This is a genomic window from uncultured Aquimarina sp. (assembly GCF_947492115.1).
Classification (GTDB): domain Bacteria; phylum Bacteroidota; class Bacteroidia; order Flavobacteriales; family Flavobacteriaceae; genus Aquimarina.
Map to the genome: position 1 here is coordinate 420,532 of NZ_CANLMM010000001.1, position 19,788 is coordinate 440,319.

The following is a 19,788-nucleotide window of genomic DNA, read 5'->3' on the forward strand; positions in this document are numbered from 1 at the left end:
TATTTTGTTGACTATAGAAAAATATGGAGCCATTGATATTGGTTCTAATGCGGTGAGATTGTTGATTAGTAGTGTCCACGAAGAAGAAGGAAAAAAGACACGATTTAAAAAAACTAGCCTTGTAAGAGTTCCTATTCGATTAGGAGCTGATGTTTTTTTAAATGGAAAAATTTCGGAAGAAAATATTGGAAGGATGTTAGATGCTATGCAAGCGTATCAGCTTTTAATGAAAACTCATAAAGTTGTGCGTTATAAGGCTTGTGCTACTTCAGCCATGCGAGAAGCTAATAATGGTAAAGAAGTCGTAGATCTTATTAAGGAAAATACAGGAATCCATATTGATATTATCGATGGCTCTAATGAAGCTGCGATAATTGCTATGACGGATCTCCATGATTTAGTAAATTCTGATGCAACCTATCTTTATGTAGATGTAGGAGGAGGAAGTACAGAATTTACATTATACCATAATGGTAAGACTATTGATTCCAGGTCTTTTAAATTAGGAACTGTTAGATTACTTAATAATGTAGTTTCTGAGGATACTTGGAGCGAAGTTGAGAATTGGATTAAAAAGATCACTGCTGGATACACTCGGCTATCCCTTATAGGTTCTGGAGGAAATATTAATAATATTTTTAAGAATAGTGGAAAAAGTAATGGAAAACCCCTTTCCTTTTTGTATTTAAGTTCATATTATGATTTATTAAAGTCATTGTCTTATGAAGAAAGAATCTGGCAATTGAATCTTAATCAAGATAGAGCGGATGTGATTCTTCCGGCAACTAGAATTTATTTGTCCGCAATGAAATGGAGTGGTGCTCAAGAAATATATGTGCCTAAAATTGGGCTTTCTGACGGTATTATTAAATATCTTTATAGTGAAAAATTAGAGGGTAAATAAAGTGTAGAACAACAAGTTTATTGGTATTTTATCTATTTTTATGCCTTATTTTTTATATTAAAAAACATCATTAATTTAAAAATTGCTTTTTTTGTTATAAATTGTACATATACCAAATATTAATAAATACTTATGCTATGAATAAAAAAATACTTTTAATTTTTGTATTATTAATTACTTGTATTACGATAAATGCCCAAGAATCGAAGTATGGAATTAGAATTGGAGCTAATCTAAGTTCTATAAGTTCTGATAATATTACTGGTGATTTGGATCAAAGTAGAATCGGAGTAGTAGTTGGTTTTCTTGCAGATTATAGGTTAACCAACAAATTAAGAATACAACCAGAGCTTCAATATTCTGGACAAGGTAATAAAGATAGAGATCTTAGAGTAAATTATTTACAACTACCTATTTTATTAAAATACAACATAACAGATGTTTTTAATGTTCAATTGGGACCACAAGCTGGTATTAAAATATGGGAGTGGGAAGATAACCAAGCAGACACTACAGATTTTGGCACCTTTGATTTTGCTGGAGTGATTGGTGTTGGTGCTAATATCACGGATAATTTTTTTGTTGATCTTAGGTATGCTTTAGGATTGGCAAATGTTTTTGACGAAGATGCTGGACTAAATATAGACGGTACGAGTCGCAATATTCAATTATCAGTAGGTTACAGGTTATAAAATAAGCTCTTTCCAATAAAATATTTTGAAGCTCACCAATTACATGGTGAGCTTTTTTATTAATATTAAAATGTTCCGTAATACTCAAAGAATTTTTTGGTCAGCGTTAATGTATTTTGATCCGATTTAATGAGTAGTTTACTTTTTAGTTTATTCATGATTTTATTAATGGTTACTCGTGTTACTCTTAAGTAATTAGACATTTCTTCTTGATTTAAAGGCATATTAATAATAATATTCTCCTGATGATCTAATTTATGATCAAACTTATCTTTAAACTCCATCAATACATTAAGAATTCTTTGTTCCGTATTTCTTAGATACAGCGTTTTAATTCTTCTTTCTAGTTCTATGTATTGATCTCCTAAGATTTTCAAAAAACCAATATTCTCTGATATTTTATCATGTAATAGATTTTGTAAAATCATAATATCAAACTCTTGTATTTCTGTATTGTTCTTTTGTGCTTCACAGATATAATAAAAAGGAAAGCTATCAATCATAGGTTTAGCACCAAAATATTGACCAGAAGTTAGTAATAAAGGGATAGTTTCTTCTCCATTTTTAGTGATGCTGCTGATTTTTACAATCCCATTTTTTACATGGAATATTTTTTTGTAGAAACAGGTTCCCTGAACAATGATTTCTTTCTTGCAATAATGATTAGATTGTTTTTGATCCTTTGGGATCAAAGCGTTTAATGATGTAAGTGACATTGAATTAAGTTGGTTATTTAATTAAACAAATGTTAAAATTATGTCATATTAACACCGTAAAATGAATTTAATTGTGATTAATACATATTTCTTTTGAGGTTAATATGTCGTTCTAAGGGATTCATAATTAAAATAAAGTAGAATTAGTGTTAGAAAATTTATACCAAAGTAGCAGACCCTATACTAATTTCGAGTTGTATAAAAACACAATTAATAACTCTTAAAACCATTTAAAATCATGAACTCAATTCATTTAAAACGGGGATTTATTCTCATGCTACTTGGAGTATTGACTACAGTAATCTATTCATTTGCAAAAAATGATATATCTGAAGTAGTTAAGATCGAATACAAAGAATCTGTAGTAAGCTATTTTGGAGATGAAACAGTAACCAAAAAGGACCTTTTAAAAGAAGCAAAACTTATTGATATCGCAGATCGACGATTCGAAACAAAGTGGAGAAATAAAGATCCAAAAGGTATCTCTGAAGAATACACTACTTCTGGAGCTGTATTTATGAAACCAGGAGTAAAACCAAGAATTGGAAGATCACAAATAGAAAAAGAATTTGCAACAAGCGTTAAATCTGTAGATAAAGTAGAATTTTTTCAGGATGAGTTACAGTTTTTCGGAGGAATGGATGTTGCTTTTCAACGATGTCATATGTTAGGATATGTAGATACAGAAAATAAACCCATATTCGAAGGGTCTTATGTAATTCTATGGAAAAAAGAAAAAGGAGAATGGCTTATAGAATATGATATGTTTAATTCCGATAAATAGTCATTTTCTTAAATCTATTTGTAATTACAAAGCTTTGTATAGAAGTAATTGTAATTCATAATATCAAACTAATACTAGAGCAGGACTAGACTAATACGATTTCTACTAGAGTCTTGCATAACTTTAATTGTTTAGAATAGAATCGCTTAAAAACGATAGGGCTCATTAAAGTAGAAGAATTTTCTATTCTAGCAATAAACACACACACATGAAAATAAATAATTCAGCAATAACATCTATTGCCAAAGAATATGGTACTCCATCTTATATTTATGATGGAGATCAATTAGTGAAAAATTATAAAAATCTCATAAATGCGTTACCAAACTTTGTAGATGTATTTTATGCATTAAAAGTAAATCCGAATGTTTCACTTGTTCGATTATTAAGAAATAACGGAGCATGTACTGAGGTGTGCTCGATTACCGAAATGGAAATAGCACTAAAAGCAGGTGTTACGCCAGAAGATATTATCTATTTAGGCCCTTGTAAGAAAGACTATGAGCTTAAAAGAGCAATATCATTAAATATATTTGCTATTGTTGTAGAATCTGAAATCGAATTGGAAAGGGTTTCAAATTTTGCAAAAGATTTAGGAGTAGTAGCTAATGTAGCTATTCGGATAAATCCAGACTTTTCTGCCGAAGGATCACCATGGAAAATGGGAGGAAGACCTACACACTTCGGAATTGAAGAACAACATGCCATACAAAACTTTCGAGAGTATTTGAACACTCCAAATGTAAATTTGAAAGGAATTCACGTGTATAATGGAACTAATATTTTAGAAGCTTCTTCAGTATACGAAAACACAAAATACATCCTAGGATTATATGATAAAATTGTGCAGATGTATAACTGCAAATTTACTATGGTTGACGTGGGTGGAGGAATGGGTGTTCCGTATTTTAATAACCAGAAGGAACTAGATATAGAAGAATTTAAGGCATTAATGGTTCCGTTATTTTCTAAATTCAATCAAAAATATCCAGATACACGCATTATTATGGAATCTGGAAGATTTATAGCGGGAACAGCGGGCTATCTGGCTGTTACTGTAAATAATATAAAAGTAAATCATGGAAAAACATTTTTAGTTACGGATGGTGGTACGAACTGCCATTCTGCAGCAGCAGGTTCCGGACGTGTCGTGAAAAGAAATTTTCCAATGCAAAATATTTCAGCGTCAAAGGACAGTACAAATAAGGTATATCAAGTATCAGGACCTTTGTGTAGCCCAGATGATATCATTGGTAGAAATATGGAATTAAAAGAGGCAAAAGTTTCAGATGTTCTTTTGGTAGCATTTTCTGGGGCATATGGCCCAAGTTCTTCTCCAGGACTTTTTCATAGTCATGGTTTTCCCTCAGAAGTACTCATGTATCAAGATAAATCATATTTGATTAGAGAAAGCGATACTACTTCGGATATTATGAGTAAACAAATAATGGTGGATGTTCAGCATCACGATGAATTAATTTTAAACTAGCTAAAAATGAATACAGACATAATTTTAGATACTATAAAAAATGGACTTATAGATAGTATACCTAATATTACAAAAGATCAAATTGTTATGGATGCTCATCTTAAAAATGATCTAGGTATAGACTCATTGTCATCTATGTTTTTTCTGACTTTTTTAGAAGATAATATTCAGGGGTTTGAAGTGAATGCAGATACCATAGAAGCCAAGCATTTTAATACGCTAAAATCAATATTTGAATATGTATTGAATGAAATGAAAATACCTGTGTCTGCTATTTAAAAGAAGATACAATTAACGCCTTTTCATAGACTATCTTATATTATTAATTATTTATATATAAAGAACAATTAAGGCTTTTAGTATGATTAGATATTAGAAGCCTTGATTAATCTTCTTTCTTTATATAACATCACAAATCTTACAAAACAATGATACCAAAAATGCAAAATTTCTTGGAAGAATCAGTACGTCTGTTTCCTAACAAGGCAGCTGTAGTTGTCGGGAAAAACATATATACTTTTTCTGATGTAGAACATCAATCAGATTCATTAGCAATTTATCTTCAAAGTGTTGGGGTAAAAAGGGGAGATAGAATCGTACTACAGTTAGGAAATACGATCGAAGCGGTTATTTCATTCTGGGCAGTTCTTAAAGTTGGAGCTATTGTTATTCCAGTCGGAACAGAATTGAAATCAAACAAGTTAGAATATATTCTTGATAATTCTGGTGCTATAGTTTTTATTTCAGCAAAAGACACCATTTTATTGCACAAAAATATCATAGCGAAATCTAAACTTACAAAAGTTATCGTAGCGGATAGAGATGATCAACTCAAAGAAGATTTGTTCGTGGATTATTCCGATACGTTAAAGAGTCATCATTCGACATTAAAGCCTTCAGGTTTAATAAGTATCGATCTAGCGGCCATTATATATACTTCTGGTTCTACAGGAGAACCTAAAGGTGTAATGCTATCACATGAAAATATGATCGCCGCTACAAATTCTTTAAATAGTTATCTTAATTATCAAAAACATGACAAAGTGTTATGTGCACTACCATTATCTTTTGATTACGGTCTATATCAGATGATCATGTGTATTTCTAAAGGAGCAACCTTGCTTTTAGAGAAAGAATCTTCTTGGCCTATATTTTTATTAAAAACTATAGAAAAAGAAAAGGCTACTATTTTGCCTGCAGTTCCTACTATGATTATGCTATTACACGAACAAAGTAAGAAATACAACTTTGATCTTTCGAGTGTTAGAACAGTAACAAATACAGGAGCAGCGTTGTTGCCTAGTAATATTCAGATGATCAAAAAACTATTTATCAAGGCAGATATATTCTCTATGTATGGACTTACCGAGTGCAAAAGATGCACGTATTTGCCTCCTAAAGAGATTGATACAAAACCAAATAGTGTAGGAATTGCAATTCCTAATACTGAGTTATGGGTTGTAGATGAAAAAGGGAATAGAATTCTTACACCAAATACCGTAGGGCAATTGGTAATAAGAGGAGCAACCGTAATGCAAGGTTATTGGAAAAAACCAGAGAAAACATCAGAAAAACTAAAACCAGGAATATATCCTGGCGAAAGAATATTATACACTGGAGATTATTGTTGTATTGATGAGAACGGATACCTCTATTTTAAGGGCAGAATGGATCACATGATCAACTCTAGAGGGATTAAAGTGAGTCCAAAAGAAGTTGAAGATTATCTAAATACAATCTCAGCTGTTCATTCGGCTGTAGTAACTGGAGTTCCTCATGAAGATTATGGAGAAGCACTTTTTGCTTTTGTCGTGTTGGAAGAAAGTTCTCCTGTTTCTGAAAATGATATCTTAATTCAATGTAAAGAAGACCTAGAGATTTATAAGGTTCCAGAGTATCTCAAAATTATTAAATCGATACCTAAAACACCAAATGGCAAATTCAATGTAATCGAATTAAAAAATAGAGCATTGCAGCTTTTAAAAGAAGAGCATATTAATTCTTCGGTGATTTAATTATGGAATTAACATTTGACTTAGGAGGGTTAGCGCTAAAAGCTAAAGCTTGGGGTAATTCTAATAACCCTCCGATTTTAGGAATTCATGGTTGGTTAGATAATGCGAATACTTTTGATAGTATCGCGCCATTAATTTCAAAGGATAAATATTTTATTGCCATTGACATTGCTGGACATGGCTTATCAGATCATAGACCTGAAAATAGCTCATATTTCTTGTGGGATTATGCAAAAGACTTACTTGGTGTCATCGATATTTTAGGACTGAAAAAGATTTCAATTCTTGCTCATTCCATGGGTACAGGTATCGCTAGTATTATGGCTGGAGCGATGCCTGAGCTTGTAGATAAACTAATATTTGTTGATGGTCTTGGAGCCCCATTTGTTTTGGAAGATAGTAATGTAGTAGACAATTTTAGAAAATCTATTAAACAACGAAAGATGGCTAAGAAAACCAAATTGTATGGGTTTTCTTCAATTGATGTTCCACAATTTGCTACAAAAGAAGAAGCTATTAAAGATAGGATGAAGAGTAATTTTGGAAATATCTCATATCGATCTTCTGCTTCTTTGATAGAACGCTCCTTGCAAAAAATATCTAATGGATATCGGTGGCGATATGATGCTCGTATAGCCTTACCGGAAATCTATAAAATGACAGAGCATCAAGCACAGCTGTTTATTGACAAAATTAGCTCCGAAGTATTAATATTACTGGGAGAACAAGGACTCTTCGCCGAAGGATTGTTTCATAAAAGACTTCAAAGATTCAAAAAGAAACAGTTGCATTGGTTGCCAGGAGGACATCATCTACACTTAGAAGAACAGCATGAAGAAATCGCTGTTCTAATTAATCAATTTTTATAATCAAAATACACATTAATCATGAAAAACCTTATACTAAAGTTTTTAGTACTGCTATTTGCTACTCATATATTACAAGCTCAAGAATTAGAGAGTGAAAATAAAACAACTTTCGCAACAAAAATTATTCATAATAGTGTTGCTGGATTTTATCCAATTTTCTTCGGGAATTTTGAAACTAGTAAAAATTATGATATTACATTTTACACTATTTTTTGGACAAATCCTGCGTTTGGGAACTTAGAATCAGGAAGTGATTTATTGTTAGAAACATCTGTAGGATTGGGTTTCAAACTATTTGATAAATCATTATATATTAATCCTTCTTTCGGAATTACTAGCGGAAAGTTCTCTTCTAATAGTACAGGAACTAAGATTGCAGAAGGTGTTGTGCCAAGTATCTATGTGAATTACCAAAAAAGGTTTCTGGATTTCGAGGGGTATATAGCTTATTATAAATCTATTCGCGAAGATGATGACATCATCACCAAAGATTATTTATTGAATTGGATGGCACCAGGAATTAATGTAAGTAAGCGAGTTGTTTTGGGAGCTTTCTACGAGTCGTTCGGTATCACAAGACAAGAAGATGGAGATCCTTTGTTGGTTTATCAATGGTTAGGAGGTTCTATTAAACTGAAATTCGATAAAGGAATTGCTTTTAGGATATCTGCGGGAGCAACATTAAATACAGATGCAGGAACATCAGATGAGTTCTATAAGGTATCCGCTTTTATTCCTTTATAATAATAAGGGTTGAATTAAATACACAGAAATATTGTTATTTCTGTGTATTTAAGTAAATTATCTTTATCCGTGAATAGTTTCTTTTTTGCTTAAAGATTGCATGATCTCTGCTTCGAATTCTAATAAATCCTGCCATTTTTGATCCACTTCCTTACGATCACCATATTGTCGAGCAAAATTTAGAAACATAGTATAGTGATTTGCTTCACTTACCATAAGATCTCTATAAAACTTTGCGAGTTCTTGATCTTCTAATTCTTCGGATAAGAGTTTAAAGCGTTCACAACTTCTTGCTTCTATAAGCGCTGCATATAGCAATCGGTGTACTAATTGAGTGGTTCTGCTGCCTCCTTTTGGAAAAAAAGTAACCAACTGTATTACATAATCATCTTTTCTATCTCTACCTAAAGTCCATCCTCTAGCAATAATTTTATCATGAACCATTTTAAAATGGCTAATTTCTTCTTTTACCAATTTAGTCATTTCCTGAACTAGTTCTGTATATTCAGGAAAACTAACGATAAGAGATATTGCAGTAGATGTTGCTTTTTGCTCACAATAAGCGTGATCAGTGAGTATTTCTTCAATATTCTTTTCCACGATATTTACCCATCGTGGATCTGTAGGAAGCTTTAATCCAAGCATGTTATTTCTTTTTAACTGTACAATTCTTTCTAGAGGACCAAGATACTGCTTTAAAATAGAGAAGTAATTAAAAGCCTGAATATTATTCATTCAGGCTTTTGATTGTTTTAAAAAGTATTAATTCTTTTCTTTTTCTGAAGTAAGCTTTACAAGTTTTTCTTCTCCTTTTGTGATACCAGATTTAACTTTTTCCATTTTCTCTTCATACTTTTTTAATCGTTCTTCGGCTTTTGCTACTTTTTCCATTTTAGCAGTATATTCTTCTTCTGTAATCTCTCCCGCTTCTTTTTTAGCAAGCAAACGATCTTTTGTTTTTTGAATTTTATCCACACCTTTTACTTTGCGATCTTCAAGATTAGATAAACGATCTTTCTTGTTTTCAATTCTTGTTTGTACCGCATTGGCTTTTTCATTCTTAAACGAAGCACGTTTCTCTTTTAATTCTTTTCTTTGTTCTTTAGTCGCTTCTTTATAAGCATCCATTTTTTCTTTAAGCTCAGGGTGTTCTGCTAAATATGCTTTTTTTTCTTCAGCTGTCATTCCCTTCATTTTTTCGCGATGCTCGCCTAAAATTTCTTTTCTACCTTCTTTCAGTTCTTTTTTAGCCTCTTTAATTTCTTGCTTTTTCTCCTTCATTTCTTCTTTCATCTCCTTCCGTTTCTCCTTCATCTCTTTGCGCTTTTCTTTCATTTCCTCTTTCTTCTGCATTTTCTTTTCTTTCAGGTCTTTAGCAGGTTTTTCAGCTTTTTGAGCATTGGTAATTCCGATGCATCCAACTAATAATGCGATAAATATATATTTTGAAAATTTCATTGTGTTTTTTTATAGGTTATCTAATTCGTTTAAAGCATTTTCTAATTCTTCTGCTTCTTTTTCTAAAGATTCAAAATCTTTATCAATTTCAGTAGCTACAGCTTCAATTTCATTATTTAATTCTTCTGTTTTTTTTGCTTCTTCTTCCTGAGCTTTTTTGTCAGTGCAGGCCACCATAAAGAATGGAATTACCAAAAGGAATAAAAGATGTTTTTTCATAATTAAAATTATTTAGGTTAGTGTATTAAAGATACCCAATTTTTTAATTACGAATATAAATTTGAAAAGGGATATTTTAGATATCTAAATCAAAATCAGATCTTAATTTATCGATAAGAGGATTCTTTTCTCGAAGTTTGGCATATTTATCCTGTGGAGTGAAAGCATATTTTTTTGAAGCTTCTTCGTTTACATGGATATCAAGAGCAATACTATAATTATTTAGTTTTTTATATAGAAACTGAAACAATCCAGGTAGCGCACTTTCCATATCGGCTTTCATGGAATGGTTTGGTAGTTCTAAATAAATCTTACCGTCATTCAATGTGGGTATATTCATCGCAAACATAGATCCAATGATACGCTCTCCTTTTTTATCTTGCATTTTACCGTATTCTTCCCAACATTTTTGCATTTGAGCTTCTGTAAAATCGTCGCTAGGTAGATTTTTAGGATCAACAATGGTATCTACTTTTTTCTCTTCGTGTTCCTTTTTCTTCTTTATACTGCTTAGAGATAAACCAGAAGTTCCTCTTTGTCTTGGTTTTACTAGAGGTTTACTTTGGGATGTAGTATGACTAGTAACTTCTTTTGGTTCTGCAACCGCATTGTCCGTTGTAGTGTTATTTGAAGTATTAGCAATAGGTATTTCGGCTACTTCCTTTGTAATTGTTGGAGCAGGAGTATGATCTACATTAGTTAAAGATTGCTTATCATCTGCTTTTTGTTTTTGTTCCTGTGAGATTTTTACAGGTTGAATGCCTTTTTCCTTAAAATAACTAGGAGGGATTATGTAAGGTTGGTCATTTTTTTTTTCTCCGTCTTTAGTAAGTACAGAGGCAAGTTGCATTAGGCAAAGTTCAACGAGTAATCGTTGATTTCGACTCGTTTTATATTTCAGATCACAATCATTTGCCAGTTCAATCCCTCTAATAAGAAATGGGTGAGGAGACTTCTGTGATTGCTCTAGATATTTAGCCTTGGTTTGCTCTCCAACTTCTAACAAATTAATAGTTGCTTGATTTTTACAAACTAAGAGATCTCTAAAGTGCGAAGCTAGTCCCGCAATAAAATGATGTCCATCAAAACCTTTGGATAGAATTTCATTAAATTCTAGTAATAACTGTGGAATATTATTTTCTAAAATTAGATCTGTAGTTCTAAAATATGTTTCATAATCTAAAACATTCAGGTTCTCAGTAACCGCTTGGCGAGTTAGGTTTTTACCACTAAAACTAACAACTCGATCAAATATAGATAGTGCATCTCGCATAGCACCATCTGCTTTTTGCGCTATAATTTGCAATGCATCTTCATCGGCTACAATACCTTCTTGTTCCGCAACCTGCATCAAATGTAGCTTTGCATCAGTAACCGTAATTCTTTTAAAATCAAAAATTTGACACCTGGAAAGGATGGTAGGAATGATTTTATGCTTTTCGGTGGTAGCTAATATAAAAATAGCATGCTTAGGAGGTTCTTCTAACGTCTTAAGAAAAGCATTAAAAGCAGCCTGAGAAAGCATATGAACCTCATCGATAATATAAACTTTATAAGTTCCTACCTGAGGAGGTATTCTAACTTGATCGATGAGATTACGAATATCATCCACTGAGTTATTGGATGCAGCATCTAGCTCAAAAATATTAAAAGCGAAATCTTCATCAGGGTTTTCATGTCCCTGTTGATTGATAGTTTTCGCTAATATTCTGGCACATGAAGTTTTACCAACACCTCTAGGTCCTGTAAACAATAAAGCTTGTGCAAGATGATTATTTTCTATAGCATTCAGCAAGGTATTGGTAATAGCTTGTTGACCCACAACATCCTTAAACGTTTGGGGTCTGTATTTACGAGCTGATACTATAAAATGTTCCATCGCTACAAAGTTAAAAATAGATTGGAAATAGGATATTGAAGATACTTTTTTTTACTCGGTAGTTATTAACAACGTCGAGTTTGTAACATCCAAATGAGTTTTATCATTCTTAAAATATCTATAGATCGCTTTCCTTTTTAAGCATTTCGATATGTCTTATTAGTCTTTTTATTTCTAAGGAGATCGTTCCATTATAAACACCTCTTATTCTTCCTTTTGGATCTACCAAAATAAAGTTCTCAGTATGAATGAATGCGTTTTCGTCCTTGGTTTTTACAAAATCTTCGTCTGCGAAATAGGAGGTTCTAGCTAAATCATAAATCATTTCTTTATCTCCAGTAACTAAATTCCATTTACCAGATACAATATCATTTTTAATAGCATAATCTTTCAGAACTTCGACAGAATCTCTTGTGGGCATCACTGTATGAGATAATAATTTAATGGAATCGTCATGCAAATATTTCTCTTGTAACACTGACATGTTCTTTTCTAATTTGGGGCATATTCCAGGACAAGTAGCAAAAAAGAAATCTGCAACATATATCTTTCCATTATAGGTTTCGTTGGTAATTATATCTCCATCCTGATTTGTCAGTTTAAAAGGAGCAATTTTATGAATTCTAGTATATTCAGGTGATCCAACAGCAATCCACTCTGGAGTAAATACAGCGGAATTAAAAAAAGGGAGGCTTTGTTTTTCACTATCTGTATTACAGGAAAATACCGTTAAAACAACTAAAATAATGGTAAAAAATAACTTATTTGTAGGTTTCATCATTGGTACTAACGGTATAACATTTTTTTAATCCTATAAGTCCATAACGCTCTCCATTTTTGGCAACGTAGTTTGCTCTGATTTTTCCATTGGATGACCACATTTTCTGGGAACCATCTTCTTTACCATTTATAAAGTGAAATACTTTAGACTGCTGGCCGTTTTGATACCATTCAGTTACTTTACCATGATATTCACCTTGATTGTTAAATTCATATTGAAATTTTAATTGACCGTTTTTCCACCATCCTTTATGAGTATCCGTTTTCTTTCCATGCTGATAAAATCTCTTTTCTGCTAGTGTAGTATTGTCATATGTTTTTATTTCTTCTCCATGTTTTTTACCTGCTAAATAAGAAATCTTAGTTGTGATTTTATAGACAGAATCCGATGAAGTTATAATTCCTGAAAAAGGAGTGCCCTTATATTGTAAAACACCATTTTGTAATAAAAAATCTCTAGAATTATAGATTACATCGAGATCAGATTTCATCTCCTTACTACAGCCAAATGATATAAATAATACTAAACAAAAAAGGAATTTATTCATCTACTGACTAATATTTCCAGGAGTTCCAAAATATCCATTTCCATTAATATATGGGTCATCTAAGGTAATATGATAATGATATATTCCGTCTGGAAAATCTGTGGTAGTATGTGTATGTCCGTGATATTCATCTAAATCATCACTAGTAACCATCACGTTATTTTCCTCTGGTCCATATACAGGGAATCCGTCCGCTAATAATCCTAAAAAAGATGATCTTCCTAAGGTATTGGTTAAAAATAAAGGTTCAATATGATAATGATAAAGGCTGCCTCCAGTTGGGTGACCTGCGAATTGATCAAAGGAATTGATCTCATCTGTTAAAGGTTGATTATCTGGTCCCGCATATTGATTGAAAAAAACAACTCCATTAACAGAAATTCCTATCGGTCCCAATCTTGTAGCTTCTTTTACTTCTGCTTCTTCGGGTCTTCTGGGTATTCTGAACACAATATTTTGAGAACTTATCAAGTTCGGATTTAAATTAAAATCAGGGTTTGTTCCATTATACGCTTCGTACATAGGATGACTTTCACCCCAATATGGGCTCGTATGATTGGGTAAACCATTAGTGGTAAATTCTATAAAATCGTCTTCGATGACATAGGATACTCCATCTATATTATCAAACATTGATACGATAGAAGATATATCAGCACTTGAGTTTACAGGAGGATTATCTGTGTTATCATTATTTGTATTATTACTATCGTCAGATGAACAGCTTAAGAACAGTAGGAGAACGATAAGGAAGAAAAAGGGTATGTTATTTTTCATAGGGTGTTATTTTATTGTTTTATGTTTATAATTGCTTCTTTTAATAAATTTAATTGTGCTTCGTCTTCTGTCGAAAGTGGTAGCTGGTTGTCATTTAATAAATTAGTGTTTTCCAAAGCATCGTTTTTTAAATGGTATAAAGCTTCACTACCATCTGCAAATAGGATGTACTTGTGAGAGGCATTTCTTATGGTGTATTCATCATCATTGGTATCATTGCCTACTTCAGAATACACATACTCTCGAATTGAATTAGTTGAAGGGGTAGTTAATAGTGAAGAAAAGCTTTTACTGTCATGGATAGAAGAACTATTTACTCCTGCGAGATTAGCTATAGTTGCAAATAAATCTGTTGTACCCAAAAGTGATTCATCTATCGAATTTGTTCTAGTTACATTTTTTCCTGAAATAATCATTGGAACATTAATACCTCCTTGATATAATGAACCTTTTACTCTTCTTCTATTATATTCTTGTGCTACTTTACTAGGAGATCCATTATCTCCAATAAAAATAATTATAGTATTATCTCTTTCTGTTTCTGATAGAGAGTTGAGTAGCCTTCCAATTTCGGCATCTATAGCCTCAATTGAAGCTAGGTAATATGGCAAAGGGTTGGCATCAATAGTTGCTTCATCATTAGGAAGATCACCTTGAGAGTGCAAGTCCGATGGAGGAAGGTGAAAAGGAGTATGTGGTGCATTATATGCTAACCACAAGAACCAAGGAGATTCTTGATCATTAATCCAATTTATAGCAAGATCTGTTAGCTTGGTAGTAACATATTCTGTGGAGGTTGTATTTACTCCATTTTCATTTAGACTCCAATCTTCATAACTTCTAACTCCTCCAGATAATAATCCAGCGTAATATGAAATTCCAAAATTACCAGGTTCTGATGCTCCAGTACCAAGATGCCATTTTCCTACGATACCACTATTATATCCAGTAGATTGATTAGTTAAATACTGATGAAGGGAGGTTTCAGAAGGAGATAAATCATCATCCACTTTCAAAACACCAGTTCTAAATCCATATTTTCCTGTAAGTATACTAGCTCTAGTCGGTGTACATACTGGATATGACCAAAAATTGGTAAATCGAATACCATTATCGATCATGTTTTGAAGATTAGGAGTAGTAGGTTTTATGTCTCCAATGGAGTAACCTGGAGTAGCGTCAAGTCCCATATCATCTGCAATAATTAAAAGTATATTGGGCTTGTTTGGTTCCTCATTCTCCTCACTTTGGGAGGTGTTGTTATCGCTACTGCAGGAAAATAAAAATATAGCGTAGGCTAATATAAAAAGCAAGTTCACTTTCATAAGACAGGTTAGTTTATGTTCTTAGACTTGGGAGAGTCATAAAGGTTTAAATAACAAGTAAATAAATATAAGGAAAATCATTGTTTTATGAGAATTTTAAGAAAATTAATCTTTTTTATTTGCTGGATATTAGGGGTTTATTAATAGGTGAGTATGAACTTTAAAAAGCCATATTTTATAGTATATTTGCGGCAAGCAGATCACCTTATCGCCGTGTGCCGAACTTAGTTTGGAACAAGGAGGAAAGTCCGGACACCATAGTGCAGCATAGCGGGTAACGCCCGTCCGTCGAGAGACGAGGACAAGTGCAGCAGAAAGAATGTACAGGTAATGCTGTAGTGAAATCAGGTAAACTCTATGCGGTGCAACGCCATGTATACCAGCGCTTAAGGGTTGCACGCCCAATGTTGGAGGGTAGGCGGTTGGATTCTAAAAGTAATTTTAGAACTAGATAAATGATAAGGATCTCATTTAGGTGAGTTACAGAATCCGGCTTATGATCTGCTTTTTTATTCTTTATTTGGGCATACTGTTTGGTGATTATTGATAAACAGATTATATTATGCTAAAAAAACTCTTCATAGTACTTTTTCTATATATTTCGAATAGCGCTTTAGCCCAACAAAATCCAATAACAACTAATGATTTTTTGGGTGATTGGAGTATGAAAAAATCAAATGAACATTTTCCAGATATTTATCTAAATAAGTTAAATAAGATTATTAATTATAAAGGACATGGTGTTAGTTTTTTCATAGGTAAATACACTGGTAAAGGAAGAATTAAGATTTTTACTTCAAAAAACCTTCCAAGACGATGCGGAAATGATAACAGACTGTATTTTTCTAATGACTTCAGAAATCAAGATGTTTGGAAGTATGATTCTGATACGCAATTATTGATTGTCTTTGATTATAAGACTGATCAAGAGAAGAAGTTTAAAGTCAATAAAATAAGTTCAGAAGAATTAATATTAAATCGTATCGAATAAGATTTTACAACTCTTTTAACAATAAGCAATACTAATTTTCTTGTACATTGTGCAACGTAAAGAAAATTGTATTTGTGAAATGCGCCATAAATATAGATCACTAATTCGATTCTACAATCATTGGCGAATTCCATCTAACCTACTTTAAAAATAGAATACATAGATGAATATTGCTATTGTTTGTTACCCAACATTTGGTGGTAGTGGAGTAGTTGCCACTGAATTAGGAATTGCACTTGCAAAGTTAAACCATCAAGTACACTTTGTTACCTATAAGCAGCCAGTTAGATTGGAATTATTAAATCCCAATATTCATTTTCATGAGGTAACTGTTCCAGAATATCCGCTCTTTCATTATCAACCTTATGAATTAGCACTTTCCAGTAAACTGGTTAATACAGTTAAAAAGTACAATATAGAATTATTACATGTACACTATGCAATTCCACATGCGTATGCAGGCTACATGGCTAAAGAGATTTTAGAAGAAGAAGGAATACATATTCCTATGGTAACTACCCTTCATGGTACTGATATCACACTTGTGGGGAATCATCCTTTTTACAAACCAGCGGTAACTTTTAGTATTAATAATAGTGATATAGTAACTTCTGTTTCAGCTAGTTTGAAAGAAGATACTCTAAGACTCTTTGACATTAAGAAAAAGATTGAGGTAGTTCCTAACTTTATCGATGCAAGCATTCGTAAAGCTGATTTTACCGAATGCCAAAGAGAATTAATGGCAACACCTGAAGAAAGAATAGTAACACATATCAGTAATTTTAGACCCGTTAAAAGAATAATGGATATTGTAGATATATTCTATAATGTTCAGAAAGAAATTCCTGCTAAATTATTAATGGTAGGAGACGGTCCCGAACGTGAATCTGCTGAAAAGAAGTGCAAGGATCTTGGTATTAAGGACAAAGTTATCTTTTTAGGGAATAGTAATGAGATAGATAAAATTTTGTGTTTTTCGGATTTGTTTTTACTTCCTTCAGAAAGAGAAAGCTTTGGATTAGCCGCTTTAGAAGCAATGGTTAATAAAGTGCCAGTTATATCTAGTAATGCTGGTGGAATTCCCGAGGTAAATAAAGATGGGGTATCTGGTTATTTAAGTGATGTGGGTAATATACAAGAAATGTCTACCAATGCTATTCGTATTCTTAAAGATGACGATACTTTAGTAAAGTTTAAAGAAGGTGCATTCCAGCAGGCGCTAAAGTTTGATATTGATAATATCGTTCCTATATATGTGGAGTTATATGAGAATGCGTTAGCAACTGTATAACAAAGCACCGTTGTCCATGACAACAGTGCTTTACAACTAAACAAAAATCAAATCAATTGATCTTTTATTATTAAAAAGTATATCGAGCGGCAATACCAATATTTACTCCAAAGTTATCTACGTCATTTACTCCTGCAGCATTTTCGATATTATGAATATCATAAGTTGGACGTATACTAAAAGCTACTTGCAAAGGAAAATCGAAACGATAATCTACTCCAAAATCGGCACCTACATATGGAAAGAATTCACTATCTCTATTACTGGATATTCCTATACCAAAAAAACTAGTTTTGAAGTCTATATATCCGCCTCCAATTCCAGGACCTGCAAACCAGTTTAGGTTATCCCAGATATTATAACTCCAGTGAAAATATCCACCTCCTCTGTAGGTATTGATAAAAGAATTTGTTCTCCAGCTTAGATTTAAGTCGATTCTATTGTGCTCGCCAAATAATTGTCTTTGATAAGTGATTTCAGGACCGAATCCTTCATCGCCAACTACACCTTCTGATAATCGAATACCGATAGCATTTTTCGGGATATCCTGTGCGTGTGAAGAAAAGGTAGTTAGGATTAAGAATGCAACAAAAAATAATTTTTTCATGATTATAAGGTTTTTTTGAAATTTATCTTTTGTATCCTTAAGAATTAAAAGGTTAACATTTTAAAATAAAAAAATAACCCTTGGGTATAATTGCCCAAGGGTTATTCATTTTCTAAGTGTATTATTTTCTAGAACTTATACCGTGCACTCAGTCCTAAATTAAATATGATATCATCATCATTATAATCATCGAAATAAATCTCAGGTCTGAAATCAAGTGAAATTTGTAACGGGAAATCAAAATGATATTCAATTCCAACATCACCGGTAACAAAACCAAAAGGTTCCAGATCATCTCGGTTATCCAAATCATTATCAAAATCTACAAGACCACCACCGATTCCTGGACCTACATACCAATTTAAACCTCCATCGATGTTAAATACCCAATGATACATTCCTGTAAGTTTTAAGGCATTGTATCGATTTCTTCCTTGTACACCAAGATCTAATTCGATTCTGGTATCTGAACTTAATCGTGCTTGATAGGAGGCTTCAGCCCAAAAACCATCACTCTCGCTTAATCGTAAACCAATTGCATGTTCTGGAATGTCCTGTGCTTTTGCTGATAAGATAGAAGCCACTACAACAATGAATGTGATTAATATACGCTTCGTCATTATGAATTTGTTTTTTGTTAATTTTCCTAAGTATAACGCTAGATGCCAATTTTTAATGTAGCAACATTACCTAAGATTTTGTTAATTTCATATGGGTACAAACGTAAATACCTGATTTTATTATGCTTTTTGAAGTTTCATATCAGTACTTTCAAATATTTTATCTGCAGAATTGGCAATAAAACCAGTAAATAATTTTCCATTATCTTGTGTATATCTAAATGCGAACTCATAATAACAAGAGGTTATTTCTCTGATTCCTTCTACAAACTCCATTTCGATTTTATCCGCTAGAATACTAGATTGTTCTAAAAACTGTTCAGGAGTACCTTTGATTTCACCACCAGATGTATTCATTGCAAAACCATTGTCTTTCAAAAAATCATTTAAAAGATGAAGATTTTCAAAGTTTTTAAGCTTATTTACATCTACCGTGAAATGGTTAGAGCAAAATCCATTAACATACATCCAAGCGGCATATTCAGATTCTTCTTGTAAAGATTGATATATTTCGTAAGAAGGTGTTTCCCAAACTCGTCCTTTTAATATAAGATCGTCTTTATCAAAAACAGTTTGCTCACAAGCATCTAAAATCTTTTTTATGTTCGATTGTAGTTCTTCAGAAAAATGAGCGGTTAGTAATTGACTTATAAAAATCTTTGGAGCGTCTGGATCTTCTAGGTTTTCATAATGTTTTGCATAAAGCTTTTTAGCTTCAAAATGATACTCTCCCATTTCTGTATATCCCATTGATAAAAAAGGTTTGGCAATTACCTCTATGTTTGTTCTGGGGTCATCAAAAGTTCTAATAGCAATATGATCATTATATACAGTTTCATTTTCTTTTTCTAATAATGATTTAACTTTATGAGCAGAAGGTGTTTTATCAGCATACTGTTTCCATAGTGCTGAGAAAAAAAGTGTAGAATTCATTTTTATCTGTTTGTTTTTGATGTAAAAATACTACATTTGACTAGTATTATTGATGATATAAACTTATTTAACTGTTTATTGATTTTTTTTATGTCAAATTGATTTTGCTCGCAGAGAGGATTCTTTGTTTAAGTATAGATCTTTTAA

Annotated in this window: 22 protein-coding genes and 1 other RNA gene; 11 read left to right on the forward strand and 12 right to left on the reverse strand. The window is 32.3% G+C overall.

The genetic code is table 11. From position 1 onward, the window contains the following. Nucleotides 1-4: 4 nt before the first annotated feature. Nucleotides 5-904, forward strand: coding sequence for an exopolyphosphatase (locus tag Q1A73_RS01895; protein WP_299600921.1), 900 nt, complete (start codon nt 5-7; stop codon nt 902-904). A gap of 137 nt (nt 905-1,041) precedes the next feature. After that, the gene (locus Q1A73_RS01900; RefSeq protein WP_299600924.1) at nt 1,042-1,596 is read left to right on the forward strand and encodes a porin family protein; all 555 of its coding nucleotides are present in this window, start codon (nt 1,042-1,044) and stop codon (nt 1,594-1,596) included. A 65-nt stretch (nt 1,597-1,661) separates the two neighbouring features. On the opposite strand, the gene Q1A73_RS01905 is transcribed toward Q1A73_RS01900, so the two are convergent. Then, nucleotides 1,662-2,312, reverse strand: coding sequence for a Crp/Fnr family transcriptional regulator (locus tag Q1A73_RS01905; RefSeq protein ID WP_299600927.1), 651 nt, complete (start codon nt 2,310-2,312; stop codon nt 1,662-1,664). A 238-nt stretch (nt 2,313-2,550) separates the two neighbouring features. On the opposite strand from Q1A73_RS01905, the gene Q1A73_RS01910 reads away from it, so the two are divergent. The 6 genes from Q1A73_RS01910 to Q1A73_RS01935 all read left to right on the forward strand — a co-directional run bounded on the left by Q1A73_RS01910 (nt 2,551) and on the right by Q1A73_RS01935 (nt 8,213). Further along, complete coding sequence (locus Q1A73_RS01910; RefSeq protein WP_299600930.1) at nt 2,551-3,096, forward strand: nuclear transport factor 2 family protein; 546 nt, start codon at nt 2,551-2,553, stop codon at nt 3,094-3,096. Between the two features lie 178 nt (nt 3,097-3,274). Then, nucleotides 3,275-4,585 carry a diaminopimelate decarboxylase gene (lysA, locus tag Q1A73_RS01915; protein WP_299602582.1) on the forward strand — a complete coding sequence of 437 codons (1,311 nt, stop codon included), beginning with the start codon at nt 3,275-3,277 and terminating at the stop codon, nt 4,583-4,585. A 6-nt stretch (nt 4,586-4,591) separates the two neighbouring features. Further along, nucleotides 4,592-4,864, forward strand: a complete 273-nt coding sequence (locus Q1A73_RS01920) for a hypothetical protein (RefSeq protein ID WP_299600933.1) — start codon at nt 4,592-4,594, stop codon at nt 4,862-4,864. Nucleotides 4,865-5,025: 161 nt separating this feature from the next. Then, a complete protein-coding gene (locus Q1A73_RS01925) occupies nt 5,026-6,600 on the forward strand; it encodes a class I adenylate-forming enzyme family protein (protein ID WP_299600936.1) in 1,575 nt (524 codons plus the stop codon). Nucleotides 6,601-6,602: 2 nt separating this feature from the next. Continuing rightward, a complete protein-coding gene (locus Q1A73_RS01930; protein WP_299600939.1) occupies nt 6,603-7,469 on the forward strand; it encodes an alpha/beta hydrolase in 867 nt (288 codons plus the stop codon). An 18-nt stretch (nt 7,470-7,487) separates the two neighbouring features. Beyond that, nucleotides 7,488-8,213, forward strand: coding sequence for a DUF6733 family protein (locus tag Q1A73_RS01935; protein ID WP_299600942.1), 726 nt, complete (start codon nt 7,488-7,490; stop codon nt 8,211-8,213). A gap of 63 nt (nt 8,214-8,276) precedes the next feature. Here the strand turns inward: Q1A73_RS01935 and Q1A73_RS01940 are convergent, their stop codons facing one another. From Q1A73_RS01940 to Q1A73_RS01975, 8 genes are all read right to left on the reverse strand, one after another. After that, complete coding sequence (locus Q1A73_RS01940) at nt 8,277-8,858, reverse strand: tRNA-(ms[2]io[6]A)-hydroxylase (protein WP_299602585.1); 582 nt, start codon at nt 8,856-8,858, stop codon at nt 8,277-8,279. Between the two features lie 117 nt (nt 8,859-8,975). Then, nucleotides 8,976-9,671 (reverse strand): hypothetical protein, encoded by a 696-nt coding sequence (locus Q1A73_RS01945; protein ID WP_299600945.1) that lies wholly within the window; start codon nt 9,669-9,671, stop codon nt 8,976-8,978. A 9-nt stretch (nt 9,672-9,680) separates the two neighbouring features. Beyond that, nucleotides 9,681-9,890, reverse strand: a complete 210-nt coding sequence (locus tag Q1A73_RS01950; RefSeq protein ID WP_299600947.1) for a hypothetical protein — start codon at nt 9,888-9,890, stop codon at nt 9,681-9,683. A 76-nt stretch (nt 9,891-9,966) separates the two neighbouring features. Beyond that, nucleotides 9,967-11,769 carry a DNA polymerase III subunit gamma/tau gene (locus Q1A73_RS01955; protein ID WP_299600949.1) on the reverse strand — a complete coding sequence of 601 codons (1,803 nt, stop codon included), beginning with the start codon at nt 11,767-11,769 and terminating at the stop codon, nt 9,967-9,969. Between the two features lie 118 nt (nt 11,770-11,887). Further along, on the reverse strand, nt 11,888-12,550 hold the full coding sequence (locus tag Q1A73_RS01960) for an SCO family protein (protein ID WP_299600952.1): 663 nt from the start codon (nt 12,548-12,550) through the stop codon (nt 11,888-11,890). Further along, a complete protein-coding gene (locus Q1A73_RS01965; RefSeq protein ID WP_299600954.1) occupies nt 12,531-13,040 on the reverse strand; it encodes a hypothetical protein in 510 nt (169 codons plus the stop codon). The genes Q1A73_RS01960 and Q1A73_RS01965 overlap by 20 nt, the downstream gene beginning before the upstream one ends. 57 nt (nt 13,041-13,097) lie before the next feature. Continuing rightward, a complete protein-coding gene (locus tag Q1A73_RS01970) occupies nt 13,098-13,874 on the reverse strand; it encodes a YHYH protein (RefSeq protein ID WP_299600957.1) in 777 nt (258 codons plus the stop codon). An 11-nt stretch (nt 13,875-13,885) separates the two neighbouring features. Beyond that, nucleotides 13,886-15,199, reverse strand: a complete 1,314-nt coding sequence (locus tag Q1A73_RS01975; RefSeq protein WP_299600960.1) for a sulfatase-like hydrolase/transferase — start codon at nt 15,197-15,199, stop codon at nt 13,886-13,888. 192 nt (nt 15,200-15,391) lie between these two features. Between Q1A73_RS01975 and rnpB the strand changes: the two genes are divergently transcribed. From rnpB to bshA, 3 genes are all read left to right on the forward strand, one after another. Next, nucleotides 15,392-15,711: RNase P RNA component class A (gene rnpB / locus Q1A73_RS01980), an RNA gene on the forward strand. Nucleotides 15,712-15,761: 50 nt separating this feature from the next. Further along, the gene (locus Q1A73_RS01985) at nt 15,762-16,190 is read left to right on the forward strand and encodes a hypothetical protein (protein WP_299600963.1); all 429 of its coding nucleotides are present in this window, start codon (nt 15,762-15,764) and stop codon (nt 16,188-16,190) included. Between the two features lie 163 nt (nt 16,191-16,353). Continuing rightward, a complete protein-coding gene (gene bshA, locus Q1A73_RS01990; protein ID WP_299600966.1) occupies nt 16,354-17,481 on the forward strand; it encodes an N-acetyl-alpha-D-glucosaminyl L-malate synthase BshA in 1,128 nt (375 codons plus the stop codon). A gap of 70 nt (nt 17,482-17,551) precedes the next feature. Here bshA and Q1A73_RS01995 read toward each other — a convergent pair whose 3' ends face one another. From Q1A73_RS01995 to Q1A73_RS02005, 3 genes are all read right to left on the reverse strand, one after another. After that, entirely contained in the window at nt 17,552-18,088 is a 537-nt protein-coding gene (locus Q1A73_RS01995) for a hypothetical protein (RefSeq protein ID WP_299600969.1), read from the reverse strand. A 128-nt stretch (nt 18,089-18,216) separates the two neighbouring features. Continuing rightward, a complete protein-coding gene (locus Q1A73_RS02000) occupies nt 18,217-18,708 on the reverse strand; it encodes a hypothetical protein (RefSeq protein WP_299600973.1) in 492 nt (163 codons plus the stop codon). Nucleotides 18,709-18,828: 120 nt separating this feature from the next. Next, nucleotides 18,829-19,641: a DUF1338 domain-containing protein gene (locus Q1A73_RS02005; RefSeq protein ID WP_299600976.1), complete on the reverse strand. Its 813-nt coding sequence runs from the start codon at nt 19,639-19,641 to the stop codon at nt 18,829-18,831. Nucleotides 19,642-19,788 lie beyond the last annotated feature (147 nt).

Bases quoted from the DNA above. Each gene is read 5' to 3' on its own strand.
- Q1A73_RS01900 (WP_299600924.1), top strand. From the start codon at position 1,042: ATGAATAAAAAAATACTTTTAATTTTTGTATTATTAATTACTTGTATT.
- Q1A73_RS01905 (WP_299600927.1), bottom strand. From the start codon at position 2,312: ATGTCACTTACATCATTAAACGCTTTGATCCCAAAGGATCAAAAACAA.
- Q1A73_RS01910 (WP_299600930.1), top strand. From the start codon at position 2,551: ATGAACTCAATTCATTTAAAACGGGGATTTATTCTCATGCTACTTGGA.
- Q1A73_RS01920 (WP_299600933.1), top strand. From the start codon at position 4,592: ATGAATACAGACATAATTTTAGATACTATAAAAAATGGACTTATAGAT.
- Q1A73_RS01925 (WP_299600936.1), top strand. From the start codon at position 5,026: ATGCAAAATTTCTTGGAAGAATCAGTACGTCTGTTTCCTAACAAGGCA.
- Q1A73_RS01930 (WP_299600939.1), top strand. From the start codon at position 6,603: ATGGAATTAACATTTGACTTAGGAGGGTTAGCGCTAAAAGCTAAAGCT.
- Q1A73_RS01935 (WP_299600942.1), top strand. From the start codon at position 7,488: ATGAAAAACCTTATACTAAAGTTTTTAGTACTGCTATTTGCTACTCAT.
- Q1A73_RS01940 (WP_299602585.1), bottom strand. From the start codon at position 8,858: ATGCTTGGATTAAAGCTTCCTACAGATCCACGATGGGTAAATATCGTG.
- Q1A73_RS01945 (WP_299600945.1), bottom strand. From the start codon at position 9,671: ATGAAATTTTCAAAATATATATTTATCGCATTATTAGTTGGATGCATC.
- Q1A73_RS01950 (WP_299600947.1), bottom strand. From the start codon at position 9,890: ATGAAAAAACATCTTTTATTCCTTTTGGTAATTCCATTCTTTATGGTG.
- Q1A73_RS01955 (WP_299600949.1), bottom strand. From the start codon at position 11,769: ATGGAACATTTTATAGTATCAGCTCGTAAATACAGACCCCAAACGTTT.
- Q1A73_RS01960 (WP_299600952.1), bottom strand. From the start codon at position 12,550: ATGATGAAACCTACAAATAAGTTATTTTTTACCATTATTTTAGTTGTT.
- Q1A73_RS01965 (WP_299600954.1), bottom strand. From the start codon at position 13,040: ATGAAATCTGATCTCGATGTAATCTATAATTCTAGAGATTTTTTATTA.
- Q1A73_RS01970 (WP_299600957.1), bottom strand. From the start codon at position 13,874: ATGAAAAATAACATACCCTTTTTCTTCCTTATCGTTCTCCTACTGTTC.
- Q1A73_RS01975 (WP_299600960.1), bottom strand. From the start codon at position 15,199: ATGAAAGTGAACTTGCTTTTTATATTAGCCTACGCTATATTTTTATTT.
- Q1A73_RS01985 (WP_299600963.1), top strand. From the start codon at position 15,762: ATGCTAAAAAAACTCTTCATAGTACTTTTTCTATATATTTCGAATAGC.
- bshA (WP_299600966.1), top strand. From the start codon at position 16,354: ATGAATATTGCTATTGTTTGTTACCCAACATTTGGTGGTAGTGGAGTA.
- Q1A73_RS01995 (WP_299600969.1), bottom strand. From the start codon at position 18,088: ATGAAAAAATTATTTTTTGTTGCATTCTTAATCCTAACTACCTTTTCT.
- Q1A73_RS02000 (WP_299600973.1), bottom strand. From the start codon at position 18,708: ATGACGAAGCGTATATTAATCACATTCATTGTTGTAGTGGCTTCTATC.
- Q1A73_RS02005 (WP_299600976.1), bottom strand. From the start codon at position 19,641: ATGAATTCTACACTTTTTTTCTCAGCACTATGGAAACAGTATGCTGAT.